We start from the raw sequence: 21,257 nt of genomic DNA on the forward strand, positions 1-21,257 counted from the left end.
CCGCCCCCGCATCTCCTGCGGCCGTCACGTCAAACGCAGGTGCAGGCAGACCGCGCGAAACCAGCGCCATGGCCGCCGCCCGCGCCCGCCGCTGCGACAGGGTCAGATTGGCCTCCGCAGCCCCGACATTGTCGGCCAGCCCCACGATCTTCACGCTGCGCACATTACAGTTGCGCACCTGAGCGGCCGCCGCATCCAGCGCCGTCGTCGCCGCATCCGTCAGCCGCGCCTGGCTCTCCAGGAAATAGACATCAAAACTGACCGGCGCGCAGGTCGATTCCCCGACCACCAGCGCCGTCCTCTTCGGCGTCGGCGCACAGGCCGCCAGCACCGCAATCCCCGCCAGCGCCGCCATCTTGAAACCCGTATTCATCCCCACTCCCTTACTCCCAGCATGAAAAAGGGCGGCCCGCCGTCGACGAGCCGCCCCTGGAATGTCACTCCGACGCGAGCGCCGAAATCGACAGGCCGATCAATAGCGGCGCTGACCGTTGTCCCAGTAGCACTCGTCCTGACGGTTGTCGTAGCAGTAGTAGTAGCGACCTTGGTTATCGCGGTAACGCTGCTGGTTGTTGCGGTCCTGGTTGGAGCCGCGGATGGCGCCTGCTGCGCCGCCGACAGCTGCACCGAGCAGGGCGCCCGTGGCTGCGTTGCCGCTGCCGACGTTGTTGCCGATGATGGCGCCGGCGACAGCGCCGAGACCCGCGCCGACAGCACCCTGACGGACAGCCTGGTTCGGGCCGCTGTTGTTATAGCCGTAAGGGTCGCTGGCGCAGGCCGAAGCCAACAGACCGGCGCCGGCAATCGCGATGATGGCCTTGTTCATAGTGGAATCCTCTTGTCCCATTTGTCCGCCCCGAAAGGGGGAACGCTGGATTATGGCTCCGGTTCCCTGACGAGGCGAATTCAAAAGCCTGTACTATCCGTAATGAAATGCGCGGGAGGACATGAGGTTGCGCGGAAAATCAGGCCGATGCCCGAGCCTTTAAAACCTTAACCGCGACAATGAGTCTTAAAAGCCAAGCTTAGACGGAACGGCAATCTCGGAGAGACGTTCGACCCCGCATGAGCGACACCCTGACCCCCGACACGGCCGCAAGCGCTGATGATCGTCCCGTCCTGACCCCGCACGTTGCGCTGAAGCGCGTGGTGATGCTGGTCAATCCCCTGTCCGGCAGCGTGGGACCACGGGCCGCGGATGAGGCGGAAGCGATCCTGGCCGACTATGATCTGGACGCCACGGTGCTGACGCTGGACGGGAGCAATTTCGAACAGTCCATCGCCGACGCCTTCGCCGCCAAGCCCGACGCCATTCTGGTGCTGGCGGGCGACGGCACCGCCCGATCGGTGGCCACCAAGGCCAAGCCCGACGGGCCGATGATCGCTCCCCTGCCCGGCGGCACCATGAACATGCTGCCCAAGGCCCTGTACGGCACAGCCGACTGGAAGGCCGCGCTGAAACTGGCGCTGGAGGAAGGCGCGTCCCAACCGGTGTCGGGCGGCGAGGTCCAGGGCGAGTATTTCTATTGCGCCGCCATTCTCGGCTCCCCGGCGCTGTGGGCGCCGGCGCGGGAGGCCATCCGCACCGGCAAGGTCAAACTGGCTGTGCAATATGCGCGACGGGCGTTGAAGCGCGCCTTCTCAGGCCGTCTGCGGTTCAAGCTGGACGGCGGCGAGAAACGCCGCACCGAGGCCCTGGTCCTGATCAGCCCGATGATCTCCAAGGCTATGGAGGCCCCCATCGGCCTGGAAGCCGCCGCAATGGATCCATCGGATACGTCCCAGGCCTTCCGTCTGGCCGCCACCGCCCTGTTCAGCGACTGGCGCCATGACCCCGCCGTCTCAACCAGACCCGCCAAGCTGATCGAGGTGCGCGCGCGTTCCAAGATCCCCGCCGTTATTGACGGCGAGCCGATCCTGTTGAAATCAGACGCCGTGATCCGCTTCATTCCAAAAGCCTTCAAGGCGCTGGCCCCCCTGCCCCCGGCGACCGAGGGCAGCATCTAGTGGGGCGCATCCTTCAGTTTTCCGACATTCATTTCGGATGTGAACACAAGCGCGCCTGCGCCGCCGCGCTGGACTACGCCCACGCCACCCCCAATGATCTGGTGCTGATCACCGGCGACATCACGCAGAAGGGCTATCCAGCAGAGTTTGCGGCGGCCCGCGACTGGATGCGCGCCATGCCGGAGCCGCGCTTTGTCATCGTCGGCAATCATGACGTGCCCTATTGGGACGCCATCGCGCGGGTCTTCCATCCCTGGCGGGCCTTCGAGACAGCGACCGGTTTTCCCGCCCATGACGGTCAGTTCGCCTCTAGCGAAGTGATGGTGCGCGGCGTGGTGACGGCGCGTGGATTTCAGGCCCGGCCCAACTGGTCAAAGGGCGTCATCGATCTGGACCAGACGCGGCGGGCGGCGGAAGCGCTGCGCCAGGCGCCGATCGGCGCCCTGCGCATCCTGGCCTGCCACCATCCACTGATCGAAATGGTCGGCACGCCGATGACCGGCGACGTCAAGCGCGGCGACGAAGCCGCCCTGATCTTCGCCGAGGCGGGGGTGGATCTGATCATGACCGGTCATGTCCATGTGCCCTTCGCCATGCCCATCCCCCTGGCGGACCACTGCTCCTATGCCGTCGGCTGCGGAACCCTGTCGCATCGCGAGCGTGGTTCGCCGCCCGGCTTCAATCAGGTCGATTGGGACGCAACGACCATCACCGTGACCGCACTGGCCTGGGACGGAACGGCCTATCATTCGCATCAGGTCTGGCGCCTGCCGCGCCGTCAGGACACCCGAAAGGCGGCCACCGCGCCCGATCCCAACATTCCCGGCGAGTTGGAGAAGGCGGTCGTCTGAACCGTCTTTCGGCGGCATGATCGACCAAGGAAAAGGGCCGGAACTTGCGTTCCGGCCCCTTCGTTTTTCGCCTTGTCAGCGATGCGCTATATTTTAGTGCCGCGTCCACGAAGTCCGCCGGCCACCAGGGCGATGACGAACAGGATGATGGCGATCACAGCGATGAATTTGGCGATCTCGAACGAGAAGTTCGCGATGCCGCCGAAGCCGAGAACGGCTGCGACCAAGGCCACGACCAGGAAGATAATTGCCCAACGAAGCATGGCGTTAGCTCTCCTGTGTTAAGGTTGCCGACGGCGGCCCCAGGGCCGGTCATCAGTCATTCCATCAACGTTTGCGAGCCATCGCCGTTCCGAAGAACAGCGTAGAAACACCCTTACCGGCGGCGACGTCTTCCATAGTTGCTGTTGTCGATCTTGCGGTCCGCCACCATGCTGGCGACGATCGCAGCCAGCGCCGGATTACGCAGCAGCAGGAAGGCCGCGCCCAGTCCGCCGACTGCGCCGACGATCGGCCGTTCACGGACCAGATGCAGCAGTTTGCCAACCAGACCTTCCGGCTCATCCTCCTCGTCATCATCGTCATGCCCATCCCCCTTCAGGAAGACGAGGGACGTGATCAGGGCCACAAGCGCGAACAGACCGAAGGTGACGGCGGCGGCGCCCAGCGGGGTCAGCACCAGGCTCAACCCGTAGAAGATCGCCAGCCCGAGGAAGACCACGGCCAGAAACAGGCTTGCGGCGACCACGCTGACCGCCACAAGGCGCTTTACGATGCCCTTGAACATCAGCGACGACGGCCGGCGAGCAGCAGGCCGATCACGACGCCGACGCCCAGGGCGATGGCGGTCGATTGCAGCGGACGCTCCTGCACGCGTTCGACGACGTAACGCTGGGCTTCATCCAGACGCTCAGCAGCGTCGTCATAATATTCACGACCCTGAACGCGGGCCTGCTCGTAATAGCCGCGAGCCTGTTCGCGCACTTCGTCGCTCTTGGCGCGCAGACGGGCTTCCGCCTCGGTCGCCTTCTCGCGCAGGCGCTGGGTTTCCTCGCGCGCGCCGGTCTTCAGATCCTCCTTGAGGGTCTTCAGGTCGTTCTTGATGTCTTCTCGTGCCTTGGTGGTGGCCATGATGCGCGCTCCGATTTCAAGCTTTACAATAGAATAGGGAAGCCCGACTGCCAACGCCACACCGTGGTCAAGGTTCCCGCACCCCAACACGACAGCTGGCTCTCGTCAGGCGCCATTCGTCGCACTACAAATGAACGCATGACCCGCTGGCTGTTTCCACCCCGCCCGACCCCTTCCCTGCCCATCGTCGGCGACGACCGGCGCTTTCCGGTGCGCCGCATCCTGTGCGTGGGCCAGAACTACGCCGCCCATGCGCGCGAGATGGGATCGGACCCGGAGAAGCAGACGCCCTTCTTCTTCACCAAGCCGGGTGACGCGGTGGTGTCGGATGGGGCCAACCCGGCCTATCCATCCGCAACGGCCAACCTGCATTATGAGGCGGAACTCGTCGCCGCCATCGGCGAAGGCGGTCAGATTGTGGGCTGGGCCGTCGGCTGCGACCTGACGCGCCGCGACCTGCAGGCCGAGGCCAAGAAGGCGGGTCGTCCGTGGGACGCCGCCAAGGGTTTCGACCAGTCAGCGCCCTGCGGCCCCATCACCCTGGGCGCCCTGCCCGATCCGGCGGGCGCCATCGCCCTGACGGTGAACGGCGAGACGAAACAGTCCGGCACGCTGGACGACATGATCCTGAACCCAGACCGCATCGTCGAGGCGGCGGCTAGTCTATGGTCGCTAGAGCCCGGCGACTTGATCTTCACCGGCACCCCGTCGGGCGTCGGCCCGGTGGTCAAGGGCGACAAGGTGGTCGTCACGGTCATCGGCCTTGAAACCCTCAGCTTCGAGATCGTCTGATGATCCTGCATGGCTATTGGCGGTCCGGCGCCAGCTACCGCGTCCGCATCGGTCTGGCCCTGAAAGAGCTGGGCTATGAACTGTCGGCCCATGACCTGCGCAAGGGCGAGCAGAAACAGGCCGATTATCTGGCATTGAATCCCCAGGGCATGGTCCCCGCGCTTCAGGACGGCGATCTGGTCATCACCCAGAGCCCGGCCATTCTGGAATGGCTGGAGGAGACGCATCCCGAACCGGCCCTGCTGCCGAAAACAGCCAATGACCGCGCCAGCGTCCGCGCCATGGCCGCCCTGATCGGCTGCGACATCCATCCGTTGAACAATCTGCGCGTCCTGAAATCCTTACGGCATGACTTCAACGCTGATCAGGACGCCATCGACGCCTGGGCCGCCCGCTGGATCGCGCCGGGCTTCGACGCCCTGGAGACGCTGGTGAAGCAGCATGGGCGCGGCTGGTGCTTCGGCGACGCCCCGACCCTGGTCGACTGTTACCTGATCCCGCAGCTGTATTCGGCGCGCCGGTTCAACATCGATCTGTCGCCCTGGCCGGTTCTTCTGGCGATCGAGGAGCGGGCAAACGCCCACCCCGCCTTTGTTTCCGCCCATCCTGACCGCCAACCAGACGCCGACGCCTGACCGCATATCAGTGGTGGATAAGTAAGGATCGCGTAACGTCTCGCTCAGCGTCCCTTAAGTATTCCGCGTCATTGTCCGAGGGTGACGTATTCTCCCGCCACACCTTCGGCGTCTTCGCCCACCCATCGCCTGGCTCTCGCCGTGGTGACCGAGCCTGCGCGTGCGTCGTCCGCCTTCATGACCGCCCCTTCCGGCGCGCGGGAGGAGGCGATGCGTTTTCTGCTGCAGACCGGGGCGGATGCGGGCGTCAAACTGATCGCCACACGGCCTGAGGGCGACAACGAACGTCTGCTGGGACAGGCCTGGCCCTTCCCCTCGCCCTTCCAGGTGACGGTACGGACTGTGGGCCTGAGCGAAGGTCTAGATCGGATCGAAGCCCGCGCCCGTCGGTCGCTGGAACGGATGGGCCTGCCGCGGGGAGAAGTTCTGCTGGTCTCCAACGCCGCCGATCTGGCCGGCGCCGAGGGCCGCGCCCTGTGGGACCGGCTGCAAAAGCTGAAGGACCGGGGCCTTTACCGCAGCATCGGATTCTGCGCCGCGCTTGAGGATCAGCCCGCCATGTTGGCGCGGCGGCTGAATGCGGATGTGGTGCAACTGCCCTGCAATCTGCTGGATCAGCGCGCCGTGCATGAAAACGTGTTGGACGCCATCAAGGACACGGGCGCAGCCGTGCATCTGTCGTCTGTCTTTGCGGGCGGCTTGCTGTTCGCAGGCGGGGATGAACTGCCGCCGGAACTAGCCGAACACGCCCTGGCTCTGTCCCGCACGCGCCGACGTCTGGCCGAACAACGCTGCGACCCGATGCAGGCGGCGCTGGGTTACGCCCTGTCGCTGAAAACCGTCGACAAGATCGTCGCCAGCGTGGCCTCCGCCGCCGAACTGCGCGCCATCCTGGCCGCAGCCCACGCACCCTGCCCCGACCTGGACTGGTCGACGCTGGCGCTGGAGGCGCCGGCGGGTTTCACCGCCGACGCCCGCGCTAGGATCAGTAGCGCAGCCTGATCCCGACATAGCCCGAACGACCGGGCTCGCCGTAACCGAACACCTGCTGATAGTGTTTGTCGGTCAGGTTCTCGATCCGCGCCGTCAGGGTGATGTTGTCCGTCAGCACATAGGCTGCGTTCAGATCGCCGGTGACGAAGCCCTTGCGGATCACCGTCGAGAAACCGCCCGAGTCGTACTGCTCGTCTTCTGCACGAACGGTCAGAGCGCCGGACAGACGCTCGCCGCTCCAGCCCAGCGTCGCCGAACCGGTATGCTCCGGCACGCGCAGCAGGCGGGCTCGCGTGGTGCGGTCCGTGGCGTCGGTCCAGGCATAGGCCAGGGTCAGGTCGAAGCCTGCGCCCAGACGCGCGCTGCCCTCCAGCTCAACACCGTCCGAACGGGTCTTGGCGATGTTGATGTAGCGACCTGCGACGTAGGAAATCTGATTCTCGACGTTCAGGCGATAGACGGTCGCGCGGCCATCGAAACGACCGTCAGCCGAGGCCCAGCCCAGCGCCAGCTCAACGCTGTCGGCGGTTTCAGGCTTCAGTTCCGGCCAAGGCTTGGGCGCATAGCACCAGTCGCAAAGCGCCTGCACCACCGTCGGCGCCTTGAAGCCGGTGCCATAGGCGCCCGAGACGGTGAAACCGCCGCTCAGGTGATAGGCGGCCGAAACCCGGCCCGTCGTCTTGGAGCCGAAGTCATCGGTGTCGTCGTAACGCAGGCCGGTCGTCACGTTCAGGGCGCCGGCGTCATATTGCGCCACGCCGAAGACCGAGGTCGTGCCCAGACCACGCGACAGACCCGTGGACAGGTTGCCCTTGGACTCTTCACGCTCGGCGCCGAAGGCGTAGGCGGTGTTCTGGCTCTTGCCGTCCGCCTGCCAGCGATAGACCTGACGGTCGCCGCTGAACGTCGAGCCGACGCCGCCGCTGTAGGACGTGCGGTCAATGTCCGAGGCTGAGACGCTGAACTGGTGCTTGAGACTGAACGCCTGGGTCGTGACGCGGGTGAAACCGGACCACTGCTCGCTGTCGGCCGTGTCGTCGGTATCGGCCAGCATGTAGTTGGGGGCGGGGAAGCCGTCGAGATCAACATGGCTCTTCACCCAGCGAACCGAACCGTCGATCTTGGTCGTGTCGTTGAAGGCGTAACGGCCCTTGGCGCCGACCGTGGTGTTGCGCAGGCCGTCACGCTCGGTGTTGCCGTCTTTTTCGTCAGCAGCCGAAATGCCGTCCGTTTCGAAACGCGAGACATAGGCGCCGAAGGCATATTTGTCGTTGGCCACGCCTGCCGACAGGCGACCGCGCACGGTTGAGAAGCTGCCAGCCTCGGCCTCGGCGCGCACACCCTGGACTTCCTGGGTGGTGAAGGAGATCACGCCGCCGATGGCGTCCGAACCCCACAGCGACGACTGCGGGCCGCTGAGCACTTCGATGCGGTCGATGTCGGCCAGTTCGAAGGATCCAAAGTCAAAGGCGCCGTTGATCTCAGCCGGATCGTTGACGGGCGCGCCATCGACCAGAACCAGGGTCTTGCCGGGCGCGGCGCCGCGCATGCGGACCTGCGTCAGACCACCAAAGGCGCCGGTGCGGGCGATGGACAGGCCCGGAACAGCCGTCAGGATGTCAGCAGCGAAGACGGCGCCGTGCTTTTCAATCGTCTGGCTGTCGATGACGCGCGCGCCCGGCGTGTCGGCGACGATGGCGGGCAGACGGGTGGCGGTGACGACGACGTCGCTGACCTGGACAACGTCCTCGGCCATGGCGGGCGCGGCGATGGCGACGACCGAGAGCGCGGCCGAGGCGAGAAGAATGGAACGCTTCATTGAGCGAAATCCCCATTGCGGTCCCGCGAGTGCGCGCGAGAGACCGATGTAAACGAACCGATCCGCCAGACCCGCTGGGGTCTGGACGGCGCAAGATCGGGTCGCTGCAACGGAAAGAAACCGCGCCTCTGCCTATTCCCGGACAGGAGCGAGCGACGACGGGCGGCCAGGTCTCCTGGCTTGCGGTTCAACAAACATCGCCCTCGCCTTCCCAGCCAATAGGCCAGTGACGCCGGGGTCGCGGACCCCGGACGGACGACGCTCTCGCCGCCTACAGTTGCGGGAACAGCCGTGGTGTCTGACCACGTTCCCTAAACCGCCTGCCTGAGGCTATCGCAGGGGGGACAAGCCTGTGCAAGGCTGGCGGAACGGGCTTGAGGCGTCGGTTCTGATCCGTCACCCTAGGGCCACATGAACGCGCCTGTGACCCATCCCCCCGAAATCGCCGCCGCTCTTGAGGGCGCGACGCCCTTCATGGCCCAGTATCTGACGGCCAAGGCTGGGCAGGCGGACGCCATCCTGTTCTTCCGCATGGGCGACTTCTACGAACTGTTCTTCAAGGACGCCGAGGTCGCGGCGGCGGCTCTGGGCATCACCCTGACCAAGCGCGGCAAGCATCAGGGCGAAGACATTCCGATGGCTGGCGTGCCGGTCCATGCGCTGGACGGCTATCTGGCCCGCCTGATCCGCATGGGCCACAAGGTCGCCATCTGTGAACAGTTGGAAGACCCCGCCGAGGCCAAGAAGCGCGGGGGCAAGGCCGTGGTGCATCGTGGCGTGGTCCGTGTCGTCACGCCCGGCACCCTGACCGAGGACAGCCTGCTGGACGCACGCGGCGCCAACCGTCTGGCGGCGGTCGCGGTGCGCAAGGGACGCGCGGCGGTCGCCGTGGTCGAACTGTCGTCCGGCGCGGTAGACAGCGTCGCCTGCTCCATCGAGGATCTGGGCGCGGCCCTGGCCGCCTTCCGCCCGTCCGAGGTTCTGGTCACCGACCGGATGTATTCCGACGAGACGACCAGAGACGCCCTGAACGGATCAGGCGGCGTGGTCCAGGCCCTGGCCAGCGCCATCGCAGAGCCGCAGGCGGCGCGGACGCGGGTCGAACGCCTGTATGGCGTGGCGGCTCTGGACGGTTTCGGCGCCTTCGAAGAGGCCGAGGTTTCAGCGCTGGGCCTGATCGCCGCCTATCTGGAGACGACCCAGGCGGGCAAGGTTCCGGCCCTGGCCCCGCCGCGCCGATTGGGCGACAGCGGGTTTCTGGCCATCGACCCGGCGACGCGCGCCAGTCTTGAGATTGACCGCACCCAGCGTGGCGAACGCGAAGGTTCGCTTCTGGCCTCCATCGACCGCACCGTCACCTCGGGCGGGGCGCGGGCGCTGGCGGAACGGATCGCCCGACCCCTGCGCGATCCCCTCGCCATCAATGAACAGCTCGACGCCGTCGAATGGATGCTGGAGCGGCGCGATCTGCGTCGTGATCTGCGCGACGGTCTTAAGGCCTCATCGGACGTGGCCCGCGCCGTCGGGCGTCTGGCGCTGGGGCGCGGTGGTCCGCGCGATCTGGCCGCTGTGCGCGTCGGGCTGTCGATTGCAGAGGGCATCGCCGGCCTGTTTGTCGGACAGGTCGATCCCCTGGCCGGCCAGCCGCGTCGCATTGCGCTGGCGCTGGACCGGCTGACCCTGTCGGCTGATCTGTCCCGGCTGAAGGCCGATCTGGTCGACGGCCTGATCGACGAGCCGTCGCATCTGGCCCGCGACGGCGGCTTCGTCCGCCCCGACTATCGCCCAGAACTGGACGCCGCCCGCACCCTGCGTGACGACAGCCGTCGCGTGGTCGCCGATCTGGAGGCCCGCGCCGTCGCCGAATCCGGCGTGCCGTTCAAGGTCAAGCACAACGCCGTACTAGGCTATTTCCTTGAGACCTCGGCCAAGACGGCGGAGGGCCTGCTGCGCGCCGGTCCCGACAGCCCCTTCATCCATCGCCAGACCCTGGCCAATCAGGTCCGCTTCACCACCGTCGAACTGTCGGAACTGGACGCCAAGATCAGTCAGGCCGGTCACCGCGCCCTGGCCATCGAGGGCGAGGTCTTCGAAAACTGGCGGCGCGAGATCGCCCGTCTGGCCCAGCCGCTTCAGGCCGTGGCCGAAGCTCTGGCCGAACTGGACGCCCACGCCGCCCTGGCCGAATGGGCGCAGGAAGTGGGCGCGACCCGCCCCGTCGTGGACGACACCCTGATCTTCTCGGTCGAGGCCGGTCGCCACCCCGTGGTCGAGGCGGCGGTGAAGGCGCAAGGCGATCCCTACACCCCCAACAACGCCCGTCTGGACGGATCGGGCGCCGACTGCGCGCGTCTGGCCATTGTCACCGGCCCGAACATGGCCGGTAAGTCGACCTTCCTGCGCCAGAACGCGCTTCTGGTGATCCTGGCCCAGGCCGGGGCCTTCGTGCCGGCGCGTTCGATGCGTCTGGGCGTGGTGGACCGGCTGTTCAGTCGGGTGGGCGCAGGCGATGATCTGGCGCGCGGCCGCTCCACCTTCATGATGGAGATGGTCGAGACTGCCGCCATCCTGACCCAGGCCACGCCGAAGAGCTTCGTGGTGCTGGACGAGATCGGGCGCGGCACCGCCACCTATGACGGTCTGGCCATCGCCTGGGCCACCGCCGAGGCCCTGCACGAAACCAATCGCGCCCGCACCCTGTTCGCCACCCACTATCACGAGCTGGCTCAGTTGGAGACGCGGCTGGACCACGTCTGCAACCTGTCGATGGTCGCCAAGGAGTGGAACGGTGATCTGGTCTTCTTGCACGAGGCCGCGCCCGGCGCCGCAGACCGATCCTATGGGGTGCAGGTGGCCAAGCTGGCGGGCGTGCCGACATCCGTGGTCGCCCGCGCCCGTTCGGTGCTGGAGCGGCTGGAGGGCGAAAAGGCCGCCACCGCCCGTCTGGACGACCTGCCCCTGTTCGCCGTCGCCGAGCCGGAGCCGATCCGCGGCCCCTCGGTCGTGGAGACAGCGCTGCAGAACATCGACCCCGACAGCCTGACCCCGCGTGAAGCGCTGGAGGCCCTGTATCGCCTCAAGGGCCTTGCGTAACAGCGCACGAGACGTGCGGGCGGCGACTGCCTATGTTTGACGCATGACCGCAGCGACGCCGACACTGGACGATCTTCTGGAGACGGCCGCACGCGGCGACGATCCACGCGCCGCCGTCGCCGCCGTCCTGAAGGCTGCCTACGCCGCCGCCCGCGCCCGCGCCGAACGCAGACTGTCCTCTGGCGCCAAGGGCCGTGACGTGGCGCGTCTGTACGCCGCCGCCGCCGATGAGATGCTGGGCGCGCTGTGGACGGTGGCGACCAAGGTGTTGTGGCCTGTGTCTGCGGTAGAAAGCGAGCGCCTATCGCTGGTCGCCGTCGGCGGCTATGGGCGGCGTGTTCTGGCGCCCTATTCCGACCTGGACCTTCTGTTCCTGCGCCCCGCCAAGGCCACGCCGCGCAGCGAGAAAGTGGTCGAGTTCGTCCTCTATGTCCTGTGGGATCTGGGGGTTAAGGTCGGCCAAGCCGTGCGATCGGTCGAGGAATGCCTGACCCTGTCGCGCACCGACATGACGGTGCGGACCACGCTTCTTGAAGCCCGCTGGCTGGCGGGCGACGAGGCGCTGGCCCGGCTGATGATCAACCGGTTTCAGGACATGGTGGCCAAGTCCGATCCCCGCCCCTTCATCGCCGCCAAGCTGGAGGAGCGCGCGGTCCGCCACGCCAAGACCGGGGCCGTCCGTTATCGGGTCGAACCCAACGTCAAGGACGGCAAGGGGGGGCTTCGCGATCTGAACACCCTGTTCTGGATCGCGCGCTCGCTGGCGCCCGAGAGCCGACTGGGCGCCGCCGTCATGGATCAACTATTGACTGCGCGTGAGCGTCGCATCTCCGACGATGCGTTCGACTTCCTGTGGCAGGTGCGCATCCACCTGCATCTGATCGCGGGTCGAGCCGAAGAAAAACTGACCTTCGACATGCAGCCCGAAGTGGCCCGCCGCATGGGCTGGAGCGGGCGCGGCGACGAACCGGCGGTCGAACGGTTCATGCGCCGCTATTTCCTGATCGCGCGCGATGTCGGCGCCCTGACCCGCGCCATGTCGGCCAAGCTGGAGGCCCGCCACCAGAAGACGGCGCAGGGCCTGTCGCGCCTGATGACGCCCTTCCGCCCTGCCCGCCGCAAGCTGGAAGTCGAGGGCTTCTGGGTCGATCAGGGGCGGCTGTCGATCGAAAGCCAGGAGGTCTTCGCCGCCGATCCGGTCAAGCTGCTGACGTTGTTCTCCTGCGCCGACCGCCATGATCTGGACCTGCACCCGGACGCCTTTTCGGCGGTGACCCGATCCCTGTCGCTGGTGACGCCCAAGCTGCGGCGTGATCCGGCGGCGACACGCGCCTTTCTGGACGTGCTGGCCCACGGGCAGAGGCCCTATCGCAGCCTGACCATCATGAACGAGACAGGTCTGCTGGGCCGTTTCCTGCCCGAATGGGGGCGGATCGTCGGCCAGACCCAGTTCAACATGTACCACGCCTATACGGTGGACGAGCACACGCTGCAGGCCATCGGCATCATCAACGACATCGCGCGCGGCAAGCTGGCCGCCGACCACCCGATGGCGTCCGAGATCGTGCACCTGATCTCGGACATGGAAGCCCTTATGCTGGCCATGCTGTTGCACGACGTCGGCAAGGGGGGCGAGCGGGGGCAGTTGGAGGACGGCGCCATCGCCGCGCGGCGCGCCTGCGAACGGCTGGGCGTCGATCCCCGCCGCATCGAGTTGATCGTCTGGCTGGTCCGCAGTCACCTGGCCCTGTCGGACTATGCCCAAAAGCGCGATCTTAGCGATCCGGCGACCATCCGCGCCTTCGCCGAGTTGGTCGGCGATCCCGAGCGGCTGCGGATGCTGCTGGTCCTGACCGTCGCCGACATCCGCGCCGTCGGGCCGGGGGTGTGGAACGGCTGGAAGGGGCAGTTGATGCGCACCCTCTATGACCGGGTCAACGCCCTGTTCCGGGGCGAGGACGTGGCCAGCGCCGACCCTCTGGCCGACTATGCCGATCTGGTGGAGCGCGCCCGTTTGACCGGCGCCGCCGCCGAAGCCGTGCCGACCCTGGCGGTCGAGGGCCTGCCGGTCCAGACCACCGAAATCTCCATCGCCGCCGCCGACCGGCCCGGCCTGTTCGCCGATCTGGCCCAGACCATGGCGGCCCTGGGCGGCGACATCACCGACGCGCGTGTGGCCACCAGCGACCAGGGCGTGGTGCTGGACGTCTTCCGGGTTCAGGACGGCGCGGGTCTGCCCTACGGCCAAGCGGAACCCCGACGTCTGAAGATGCTGGTCGAGGCGCTGGAGCGGGCTGCGCGCGGCGAGGGACGGATCGGCAAGGCCCCCGAACCCGTCGGCAACGCCCGCAAGGCCGCCTTCGAGGTGCGCCCCGTCGTCATGATCGACCACCACGCCAGCGAGACGGCCACGGTGGTCGAGGTGTCCGGCGCCGACCGACCGGGTCTGCTGGCGGCCCTGTCGCGCGTCTTCAACGACGAGGGGCTGAACATCCGCTCAGCCCACGTCGCCAGCTATGGCGAGCGGGCGGTGGACAGCTTCTATGTGGTCGACCGCAAGGGGCGAAAGATCACCTCGGAACAGCGGATCGATGAACTGAAAACCGCGCTGGAGGCCGTGCTGGACCGCCGCGCCCCCGCCCCCGCCGGACGCAAGGTCGCCTCGGCCCGCGCCAGCGCCCGCGACGTCTCCGAACTGGGCCGCCGCAGCCCCCGCGCAAAGCCCGTATCGCCGGGCGCTCAGTCGCGCTAAGCGTCGAACTTCCCTCGCCTTCACCGAATGACCGCATGAGCCTCGCCCGCAATACTCTGGTTCAGTCATCGCTGACCCTTGGCAGTCGTCTCCTCGGTTTCGTTCGTGATCTGGCGCTCTCGGCCCGTTTTGGTCAGGGCCCGATGATGGACGCCTTCACCACGGCGTTGATGCTGCCCAACATGTTCCGGCGCCTGTTCGCCGAGGGCGCCTTCGCCCAGGCCTTCGTGCCGGTCTATGGCGGGGTCAAGACGCGCGACGGCGACGCGGCGGCGGCGGTCACGGCGTCCGAGGCCCTCAGCTTCATGCTGGCCATGGTGGCGGGCTTCTGCATCCTGTTGCAGGTCGTCATGCCGTGGATCATGCCGTGGCTGCTGTCCGCCTATCGCGACCAGCCCGAGGTGCTGCGCGCCGCCGTGATCGCGACCCAGCTGGCCATGCCCTATCTGGCCTGCATGACGGTGGCCTCGCTGCTGTCGGGGGTGCTGAATACGGGCGGGCGTTTCGCCCTGTCCGCCGCTGTGCCGGTGTTCCTGAACCTGTGCACCCTGGCGGCGCTGGTGCCGCCCATGGTCCTGCCCATCCCTCAGGAGACTGTGCTGCTGATGGTCGCCACGGCGGTCACCATCTCGGGTCTCATTCAGGCGGTCCTGCTGTGGTGGGGTGTGCAGCGTCTCGGCGTGCGGCTGAAGATCGGCCTGCCCCGTCTGACCCCCAATGTCCGCCACACCCTGGCCCTGGCCGTGCCCGGCGCACTGGCGGGCGGCGCGCTGCAGATCAACTCCCTGGTGTCGCAATTTCTGACCGGCTCGGACGAGGGCGCGCGCTCGGTCCTCTATAACGCCGACCGGCTGTATCAACTGCCGCTGGGTTTGGTCGGGGTGGCCATCGGTCTGGCGCTGGTTCCGCGCCTGACCAAGGCCTTCGTCGCCGGCGATCATGAAGGCGGCCAGCGCACGCTGGACGACGGGATCAATCTGGCCATGGCCTTCACCCTGCCCGCCGCCGTGGCCCTGTTCGTCATTCCCTTCTTCATCATCGACGCCACCGTGACGCGCGGCGCCTTTACCTCGGCCGACGCCAGCCGCACCGCCGATGTGCTGCGCCAGTTCGCCTGGGGCGTGCCCGCCTTCGTTCTGGCCAAGGTCCTGACCCCGCCCTTCTTTGCGCGTCAGGACACCCGTCGCCCGATGATCTTCGCCATCACCAGCGTCGTCATCACCGTCATTCTGGGATCCGGCCTGTTCTTCTGGCTGCGCGCACAGGGCTGGGACGGCGTGCTGGGTCTGGCCATCGCCACCAGCACCTCGGCTTGGGTCAATGTCGCCCTGCTGGGCGGGGTTCTGGTGCGCGAGAACAGCTGGCGTCCGTCGCCCGCCTTCCTGTCGCGCATCGGCCGCGTCGTCGCCGCAAGCGCTGTCATGGCCGCCATCCTGTTCGCCGCCAGCATCAACTATGGTCTGCTCAGCCACATCTTCCTGGCCAAGGAGATCGCCGTGCTGATCGTCTGTGGCGTGGGTGCGGTCCTGTACGGCGCCTGTCTGTTCCTGTTCCGCGCCGTCACGCTGTCGGAGCTGAAGGCGACCCTTCGCCGCGAACCGGGCGCCGCCAATGTCTCCGGTCTGGACTGATCGGTCCTGAACCGATAAGCGCGAGGCCATGACGAACTCGGGCTTCATTTTCGATCTGCGATGGCGCGGCTGAACAGCCGCTCCCTTCGCCACGCCTGACACTGATTTTCCGAGATTCAATCCATGACTGACCAGACCCCGGCCCCCGCAGCCCCGGCCTACACCGGCCCGCGCCGCATCCTGTCCGGCATCCAGGCCTCCGGCGCCCTGCACCTGGGCAATTACCTCGGCGCGCTGAAGCGTTTCGTCGAGCTTCAGGACCAGGGCGCGCCCGTCTTCGTCTTCGTCGCCGACATGCACGCCATCACCGTCTGGCAGGACCCGGCCAAACTGGCCGCCCAGACGCGTGAGATCGCCGCCGCCTATCTGGCGTCCGGCCTTGATCCGGCGAAATCGATCATCTTCCCGCAGTCGTCGGTGCGCGCCCATGCCGATCTGGCCTGGGTCTTCAACTGCGTCGCCCGCCTCGGCTGGCTGGACCGGATGACCCAATTCAAGGAGAAGTCGGGCAAGCACAAGGAACGCGCCTCGGTCGGCCTCTACACCTATCCGGTGCTGCAGGCGGCGGACATCCTGCTGTACAAGGCGACCGAAGTGCCGGTCGGCGAAGACCAGAAACAGCATCTGGAGCTGACCCGCGACATCGCCCAAAAGTTCAACAACGACTTCGGCGTGCCCGGCTTCTTCCCCGTGCCTGAACCGGTCATTCAGGGGCCTGCGACGCGCGTCATGTCCCTGCGTGACGGGGCAGCGAAAATGTCCAAGTCGGACCCATCCGACAACAGCCGCATCAACCTGACCGACGACGCCGACACCATCGCCTCCAAGATCAGGAAGGCCAAGACCGACCCGGCCCCCCTGCCCGAGACGCTGGACGAACTGAACGACCGCCCAGAGGCCAAGAATCTGGTCGCCATCTATGCCGCTCTGGCAGGCCTGACCCGCGAGCAGGTGATCGCCGAGTTCGGCGGCCAGGGTTTCGGCGCCTTCAAGCCTGCGCTGGCTGATCTGGCGGTGGCGTCCATGGCCCCGGTCACGGCGGAAATGCGTCGCCTGTTGAACGACCCGACCGAGATCGACCGGGTCCTGGCCGACGGCGCTCAGCGTGCAACCGAGGTCGCCGATCCGGTGATCGCCGAGGTCAAGAAGATCGTCGGCTTCTGGGGCTAGGCTCTGGCGATTATCGGACGCGGCGTCCGGGCGGTCTGTTCCGCCCGGGGCCGTCACCGGATAGAGTATCGGTCATGAGCCATCCCCTCGACCGCGCCATCTGGAACGCCCTGAACACCCGGCTGTCGTCCTTCGCGACGCCGGATTCCAATGCCCACGCCGTGCGCATTGACCCCGAGGTCGGCGTCTTCCTGGCGTGTGCCGACGACACCCCCGACAGCGTCGCGGCCTTGGGCCAACTGGCGCGCGCCTATCCGGGCGCAGGCCTGATCGAGGTCGAAGGCGCCGCCATCGCGGATGTCTTGCCGACGGGTGTTGCGGTCTCCAGCCGCATTCCACTGGTGCAGATGACGGCTCAGGCCCTGACCGCCAGCAGCCGGTCCGTGACCTATGAAACCCTGACTGAGGCCGACGCCCCGGCCATGCTGGCGCTGGCCACACTGACCAAGCCCGGACCGTTCCGGTCGTCCACACGCAAGCTCGGCCCCTTCATTGGTGTGAAGCAGGACGGCGAACTGATCGCCATGGCCGGGCGGCGTCTGCGGGTCGACGGCTTCACCGAACTGAGCGGCATCTGCACCCACCCCGATCACCGGGGCAAGGGTCTGGCCGCGGCCCTGTCGCGCGCTGTCGTCGCCGAGATTCTGGCCACAGGCGAGACAGCCTTCCTGCACGCCTTCGCCGATCATGAGGCGACCATCGCCTTCTATCGCTCGTTGGGCTTCGAGGTTCGGGCGCGGATGACCTATACGGTTCTGGCGGACTGACGACAGGAGCACGACATGAGCGGGTATGAGGCCAGGATCATCTGGGAACGCGGCGACCAGCCCTTCCTGGATAAACGCTACAGCCGCGCCCACACCTGGACGTTCGATGGCGGCGCTGTGGTGCCGGGATCGTCGTCGCCGTCCAGCGTGCCCCTGCCGATGTCGGACGCCGCCGCTGTCGACCCGGAGGAGGCGATGATCGCCTCCCTGTCCAGTTGCCACATGCTGTGGTTCCTGGCCTTTGCCGCCAACGCCGGTCTGGTGATCGACACCTATGCCGACGAGGCGTCCGGCAAGATGGGCAAGGACGAGAACGGCCGCCGCTATCTGGCCGAGGTCTTCCTTCGCCCCTACACCAGTTTCAGCGGCCGTGAGCCGGACCAGCAGGAGATCGACGCCCTGCATCATCAGGCCCACGACCACTGCGAAATGGCCCATTCGGTGCGGGCCAAGATCAGTATTGAGGCCCGGCTCGGCTAGGCCGTCTCTTCCTCGATCAGGGACCGGAAGATGGCGTGGGCCGCCGTCATCCCGTCCGAGGTCGCCAAGGTGATGTTCGACGCCGCTCGCGCCAGATCTCCAGCGGCGAAAACACCCGGCTGAGAGGTCTGCTGCAGACCGTCCACCTTGATGATGCGGCCCATGGGCGTATCGGCCATCTCGCAGCCCAGACGTTCCGCAAACGGACTGGCCACCCGGACATTGGCCCCGACGAAGATCGCCTTCAGCGGAATGAACCGCCCATCCGCCAGACGCGCACCCGTCAAGGTCGGCGCCTCGCCTTCCAGTGACACGATGGGCGTCGGCTCGATGGTCACGCCACGTCGATCCAGTCGATGGGCGCCTTCGGGCGACAATGGGTTGGACAGGTCCATGAACAGGGTCACCTGTCCCCACTCGGCAACCGTGATGGCGTACTGAACCGCGTGCTCACCCCGCCCCAGCACTCCGATGGGTCCGCCGCCGACCTCATAGCCGTGGCACCACGGACAGTGCAGGGCCGTGCGCCCCCAGCGTTCCTTGACCCCCGGAATATCGACCAGCACGTCCTCGACCCCGTGCGACAACAGCAGGCGTCGTCCGCTGGTGCGCGTGCCATCCGCAAAGGCGACCGAGAAACCGCCGTCGATCCGTTCAACCTCCACCGCCTCTGCCGTACGAAAAGAGGCTGTCGGATAGGCTGTCACCTGTGCGCGGGCGGCGGCAGAGATCTCGGCGCCCGGCTTGCCGTCCTGGGTCAGGAAGCCATGGGCACGGGCGGCAAAACGGTTTCTGGGCCTGCCGTCGTCGATGACCAGCACCCGGCGGCGCGCGCGCACCAACTGCATGGCCGCCGACAGACCGGCGTAGGAGCCCCCGATGATCACGGCGTCATGGGGCATGGGTTCAGGTTTTCCCGTGGTGGGCATGGAGACGATCTCTTTCAGGATGGGCGGCCATCCGGTGCGAAAAATCCGCCGCCAGATCAGCCAGTGTGATGTCGTTCAGCCGCGCCACCAGCAGGGCGCGCGCGGCGGCATAGGTTTCAGCCAGGGCGTCATTGACCGCCGCTTCGACCAGACAGCCGTCAGCCTCGACCGGCGGGGTTTCAGGAAATAGGCCCGGCTCGCCCAGCGCCAGATTGACCTGGCCCAGCGTCACCTGATCCAGCGGTCTGGCCAGCCGCCAGCCGCCGCCGTGGCCCTTCTCGGACGCCACCAGCCCCTGTTCGCGCAGGCCCGCCATGGTCCGGCGCACCACGACCGGATTGGTCGACAGACAGGTGGCCAGCATGTCTGAGGTCATGGGCGACCCATGCCGCGCCTCATGCTCGGCCATGTGCAGCAGGGCGTGAAGAATGTTGGAGAGGCGGCTGTCGCGTTTCATGTAACTTCAATTGTTACGTGATGGGCCGCACGTCAAGGCATGACGCGGAGATTCTTTTTCAGGCGTGCGGCGCCACGTCCGTCAGGAAGGCGCTGAAACGGCGCAGCGCCTCCAGCGTCAGTTGCGGATCATGGCGCATAGGGCCGTTGTTGGTCGGCTCGTCAAAGGCGTGGGTGCCGACGGCGACCCAGCTTTCCACCTCAGAACCGCAGTTGCGGATCATGGCGTTGACCATTTCAGCGTTGCGCACGGTGGTCAGGTGATCGCTCTTGCAGGTGACGGCCAGAACCTTGGGGCAATGCCGCCACGGCTTCATCTTGTTGAAGGCGAACGGCCCGATATAGGGATACATCAGCCAGACCGCCTTGACCCCCGACAGGTCCACGTCGCCGGGGTTGGAGACGCCCAGCGTATTGGGCGCGCGATCCGCGCTCATCATCTCCATGATCGACCAGCCGCCGTGGCTCCAGCCGCCCAGAACCAGTTGCGTCTCATCCACATCAGGCCGGGCCGAAATCCCCTGAATCACCGCCAGCACATCCCCCGCCCGTTCGTTTCCGCGCAGGACCAGACCCGTGCAGACCATCGTCAGGGTGAAGTTCCGCCCCCAGCCGCGCGGGCCGTAGGAATCGATGATGAAGGCCCTCCAACCCGCCGCCTTGGCCGCTTCGGCATATCGCGGCAGGTGATCGCGCAAGCCCCCGCAGCCATGGAACATCAGAACCGCAGGCCGGGGCCTGTCGTCGTCCGGGCCGACGACGGTGATGCTCGGTTCGAGTTTGGCCCAGAGGCTGTTCAGGTCGTCCATGCAGGGATTTACGCCGTGTCTTGCGAACGAAAACCAGCCCCTCTTGAACATTTAGACATATCGATATATCTAATCGGTCGTGAATAGATATATCGAAAAGGAAATGACGATGCGATCCAAGGGGATCTTCACTCACCACCGCCGCCACGAGGGCGGCGAACACCACGGCCATGGCCACTTCGGTCACTTCATGAAGCGTGAAATGCGTGGCGGCGGCTTTGGCCGCGGCGAAGGACGCGGTCATGGACGACGCGGCGGCGGCCGCCTGTTCGACCACGGCACCCTGCGCTGGCTGCTGCTGTCGCTGATCGCGGAAAAGCCCAGCCACGGCTATGAGCTGATCAAGGCTGTCGAAACCAAACTAGGCGGCGCCTATTCGCCCAGCCCCGGCGTCATCTACCCCAGCCTGACCCTGCTGGAAGAAATGGGTGCCCTGGTCTCGATCACCGAAGGCGGCAAGAAACAGTATTCGATCACGGATGCGGGCCAGGTTCTGCTGACCGAAAACGCCGAGGCCATCGCCTCGGTGCAGGCGACCATGGACAAGTTCTCCGCCCACGCCCTGCGCCCGGAAATCATCCAGAACGCCATCGGGCGGCTGCGCTCCACCATCCACAACCGCTTGGCGGGCGAACCGGCCCTGACCGAAGATCAGATCGAAGCCATCGCCGCCATCCTGAAAGAGGCTGCAGATCGGGTGGAAAAGGCATGACGGACGCCCTGCGCATTCCCCGTCGCGTCCGCCACGAGCTGAAGTTCCGTGCGCTGGAGGTCGTGTCGGTCGAAAACCTGACGCCCAGTCTGCGCCGGATCGTGCTGGGCGGCGACGATCTGGACGGCTTCACCTCCCTGGGCTTCGACGACCATGTGAAGCTGTTTCCGCCCAAGCCGGGCCAGCCGCTGGTCCTGCCGACGGTCGGACCGGACGGCCCGGTCTTCCCC

22 protein-coding genes and 1 riboswitch are annotated in these 21,257 nt (G+C 66.6%); of the genes, 13 read left to right on the forward strand and 9 right to left on the reverse strand.

The features are described from left to right. Together QZ281_RS09880 and QZ281_RS09885 are read right to left on the reverse strand one after the other, a co-directional pair. Positions 1-373, reverse strand: a 373-nt coding sequence (locus tag QZ281_RS09880) for an OmpA family protein (RefSeq protein ID WP_292227797.1), incomplete at its 3' end; no start/stop codon positions are given. 99 nt (positions 374-472) lie between these two features. Further along, a complete protein-coding gene (locus QZ281_RS09885) occupies positions 473-826 on the reverse strand; it encodes a glycine zipper domain-containing protein (protein ID WP_292227800.1) in 354 nt (117 codons plus the stop codon). Positions 827-1,065: 239 nt separating this feature from the next. Between QZ281_RS09885 and QZ281_RS09890 the strand changes: the two genes are divergently transcribed. Further along, entirely contained in the window at positions 1,066-2,007 is a 942-nt protein-coding gene (locus tag QZ281_RS09890) for a diacylglycerol kinase family protein (protein WP_292227802.1), read from the forward strand. After that, a complete protein-coding gene (locus tag QZ281_RS09895) occupies positions 2,007-2,858 on the forward strand; it encodes a metallophosphoesterase (protein WP_292227805.1) in 852 nt (283 codons plus the stop codon). The genes QZ281_RS09890 and QZ281_RS09895 overlap by 1 nt, the downstream gene beginning before the upstream one ends. A gap of 86 nt (positions 2,859-2,944) precedes the next feature. Here QZ281_RS09895 and QZ281_RS09900 read toward each other — a convergent pair whose 3' ends face one another. From QZ281_RS09900 to QZ281_RS09910, 3 genes are all read right to left on the reverse strand, one after another. Continuing rightward, positions 2,945-3,121 carry a DUF1328 domain-containing protein gene (locus QZ281_RS09900; RefSeq protein WP_201098739.1) on the reverse strand — a complete coding sequence of 59 codons (177 nt, stop codon included), beginning with the start codon at positions 3,119-3,121 and terminating at the stop codon, positions 2,945-2,947. 113 nt (positions 3,122-3,234) lie between these two features. Continuing rightward, a complete protein-coding gene (locus tag QZ281_RS09905) occupies positions 3,235-3,645 on the reverse strand; it encodes a hypothetical protein (protein WP_292227809.1) in 411 nt (136 codons plus the stop codon). After that, positions 3,645-3,989 (reverse strand): DUF883 domain-containing protein, encoded by a 345-nt coding sequence (locus QZ281_RS09910; RefSeq protein ID WP_292227812.1) that lies wholly within the window; start codon positions 3,987-3,989, stop codon positions 3,645-3,647. Before QZ281_RS09910 ends, QZ281_RS09905 begins: the two co-directional genes overlap by 1 nt. Positions 3,990-4,127: 138 nt before the next feature. Here QZ281_RS09910 and QZ281_RS09915 point away from each other — a divergent pair, with 138 nt between their 5' ends. From QZ281_RS09915 to QZ281_RS09925, 3 genes are all read left to right on the forward strand, one after another. Next, positions 4,128-4,781 (forward strand): fumarylacetoacetate hydrolase family protein, encoded by a 654-nt coding sequence (locus tag QZ281_RS09915; RefSeq protein ID WP_292227814.1) that lies wholly within the window; start codon positions 4,128-4,130, stop codon positions 4,779-4,781. Beyond that, positions 4,781-5,416 (forward strand): maleylacetoacetate isomerase, encoded by a 636-nt coding sequence (gene maiA, locus QZ281_RS09920; RefSeq protein ID WP_292227817.1) that lies wholly within the window; start codon positions 4,781-4,783, stop codon positions 5,414-5,416. The genes QZ281_RS09915 and maiA overlap by 1 nt, the downstream gene beginning before the upstream one ends. Positions 5,417-5,497: 81 nt before the next feature. Continuing rightward, a complete protein-coding gene (locus tag QZ281_RS09925) occupies positions 5,498-6,418 on the forward strand; it encodes an aldo/keto reductase (RefSeq protein WP_292227819.1) in 921 nt (306 codons plus the stop codon). Here the strand turns inward: QZ281_RS09925 and QZ281_RS09930 are convergent. Then, positions 6,402-8,228, reverse strand: a complete 1,827-nt coding sequence (locus QZ281_RS09930) for a TonB-dependent receptor (protein WP_292227822.1) — start codon at positions 8,226-8,228, stop codon at positions 6,402-6,404. The genes QZ281_RS09925 and QZ281_RS09930 overlap by 17 nt on opposite strands. 168 nt (positions 8,229-8,396) lie before the next feature. After that, positions 8,397-8,541, reverse strand: a riboswitch (cobalamin riboswitch). A 98-nt stretch (positions 8,542-8,639) separates the two neighbouring features. Between QZ281_RS09930 and mutS the strand changes: the two genes are divergently transcribed. The 6 genes from mutS (at position 8,640) to QZ281_RS09960 (ending at position 18,121) form a co-directional block, all read left to right on the forward strand. Further along, complete coding sequence (gene mutS / locus QZ281_RS09935; RefSeq protein WP_292227824.1) at positions 8,640-11,321, forward strand: DNA mismatch repair protein MutS; 2,682 nt, start codon at positions 8,640-8,642, stop codon at positions 11,319-11,321. Positions 11,322-11,364: 43 nt separating this feature from the next. Beyond that, on the forward strand, positions 11,365-14,073 hold the full coding sequence (glnD, locus tag QZ281_RS09940) for a [protein-PII] uridylyltransferase (protein WP_292227826.1): 2,709 nt from the start codon (positions 11,365-11,367) through the stop codon (positions 14,071-14,073). Between the two features lie 35 nt (positions 14,074-14,108). After that, positions 14,109-15,704 carry a murein biosynthesis integral membrane protein MurJ gene (murJ, locus tag QZ281_RS09945; RefSeq protein WP_292227829.1) on the forward strand — a complete coding sequence of 532 codons (1,596 nt, stop codon included), beginning with the start codon at positions 14,109-14,111 and terminating at the stop codon, positions 15,702-15,704. A gap of 123 nt (positions 15,705-15,827) precedes the next feature. Next, positions 15,828-16,874 (forward strand): tryptophan--tRNA ligase, encoded by a 1,047-nt coding sequence (gene trpS / locus QZ281_RS09950; RefSeq protein ID WP_292227832.1) that lies wholly within the window; start codon positions 15,828-15,830, stop codon positions 16,872-16,874. A gap of 74 nt (positions 16,875-16,948) precedes the next feature. Then, positions 16,949-17,641, forward strand: coding sequence for a GNAT family N-acetyltransferase (locus tag QZ281_RS09955; RefSeq protein ID WP_292227835.1), 693 nt, complete (start codon positions 16,949-16,951; stop codon positions 17,639-17,641). A gap of 15 nt (positions 17,642-17,656) precedes the next feature. After that, the gene (locus QZ281_RS09960) at positions 17,657-18,121 is read left to right on the forward strand and encodes an OsmC family protein (protein WP_292227837.1); all 465 of its coding nucleotides are present in this window, start codon (positions 17,657-17,659) and stop codon (positions 18,119-18,121) included. Here the strand turns inward: QZ281_RS09960 and QZ281_RS09965 are convergent. Genes QZ281_RS09965 through QZ281_RS09975 form a run of 3 tightly spaced genes read right to left on the reverse strand, consistent with a single transcriptional unit; the run spans position 18,118 to position 20,315 of the window. Beyond that, positions 18,118-19,050 carry an NAD(P)/FAD-dependent oxidoreductase gene (locus QZ281_RS09965; protein ID WP_292227838.1) on the reverse strand — a complete coding sequence of 311 codons (933 nt, stop codon included), beginning with the start codon at positions 19,048-19,050 and terminating at the stop codon, positions 18,118-18,120. The genes QZ281_RS09960 and QZ281_RS09965 overlap by 4 nt on opposite strands. Continuing rightward, a complete protein-coding gene (locus QZ281_RS09970; RefSeq protein ID WP_292227841.1) occupies positions 19,028-19,507 on the reverse strand; it encodes an Rrf2 family transcriptional regulator in 480 nt (159 codons plus the stop codon). Before QZ281_RS09970 ends, QZ281_RS09965 begins: the two co-directional genes overlap by 23 nt. Positions 19,508-19,565: 58 nt before the next feature. Further along, positions 19,566-20,315, reverse strand: a complete 750-nt coding sequence (locus QZ281_RS09975) for a dienelactone hydrolase (protein ID WP_292227844.1) — start codon at positions 20,313-20,315, stop codon at positions 19,566-19,568. Positions 20,316-20,424: 109 nt separating this feature from the next. Between QZ281_RS09975 and QZ281_RS09980 the strand changes: the two genes are divergently transcribed. Beyond that, positions 20,425-21,027: a PadR family transcriptional regulator gene (locus QZ281_RS09980; protein ID WP_292227847.1), complete on the forward strand. Its 603-nt coding sequence runs from the start codon at positions 20,425-20,427 to the stop codon at positions 21,025-21,027. Beyond that, a partial coding sequence (locus QZ281_RS09985) for a siderophore-interacting protein (protein ID WP_292227849.1) occupies positions 21,024-21,257 on the forward strand: 234 nt, incomplete at its 3' end. The genes QZ281_RS09980 and QZ281_RS09985, both read left to right, overlap by 4 nt.

Source organism: Brevundimonas sp. (assembly GCF_018608325.1).
Taxonomy (GTDB): Bacteria; Pseudomonadota; Alphaproteobacteria; order Caulobacterales; family Caulobacteraceae; genus Brevundimonas.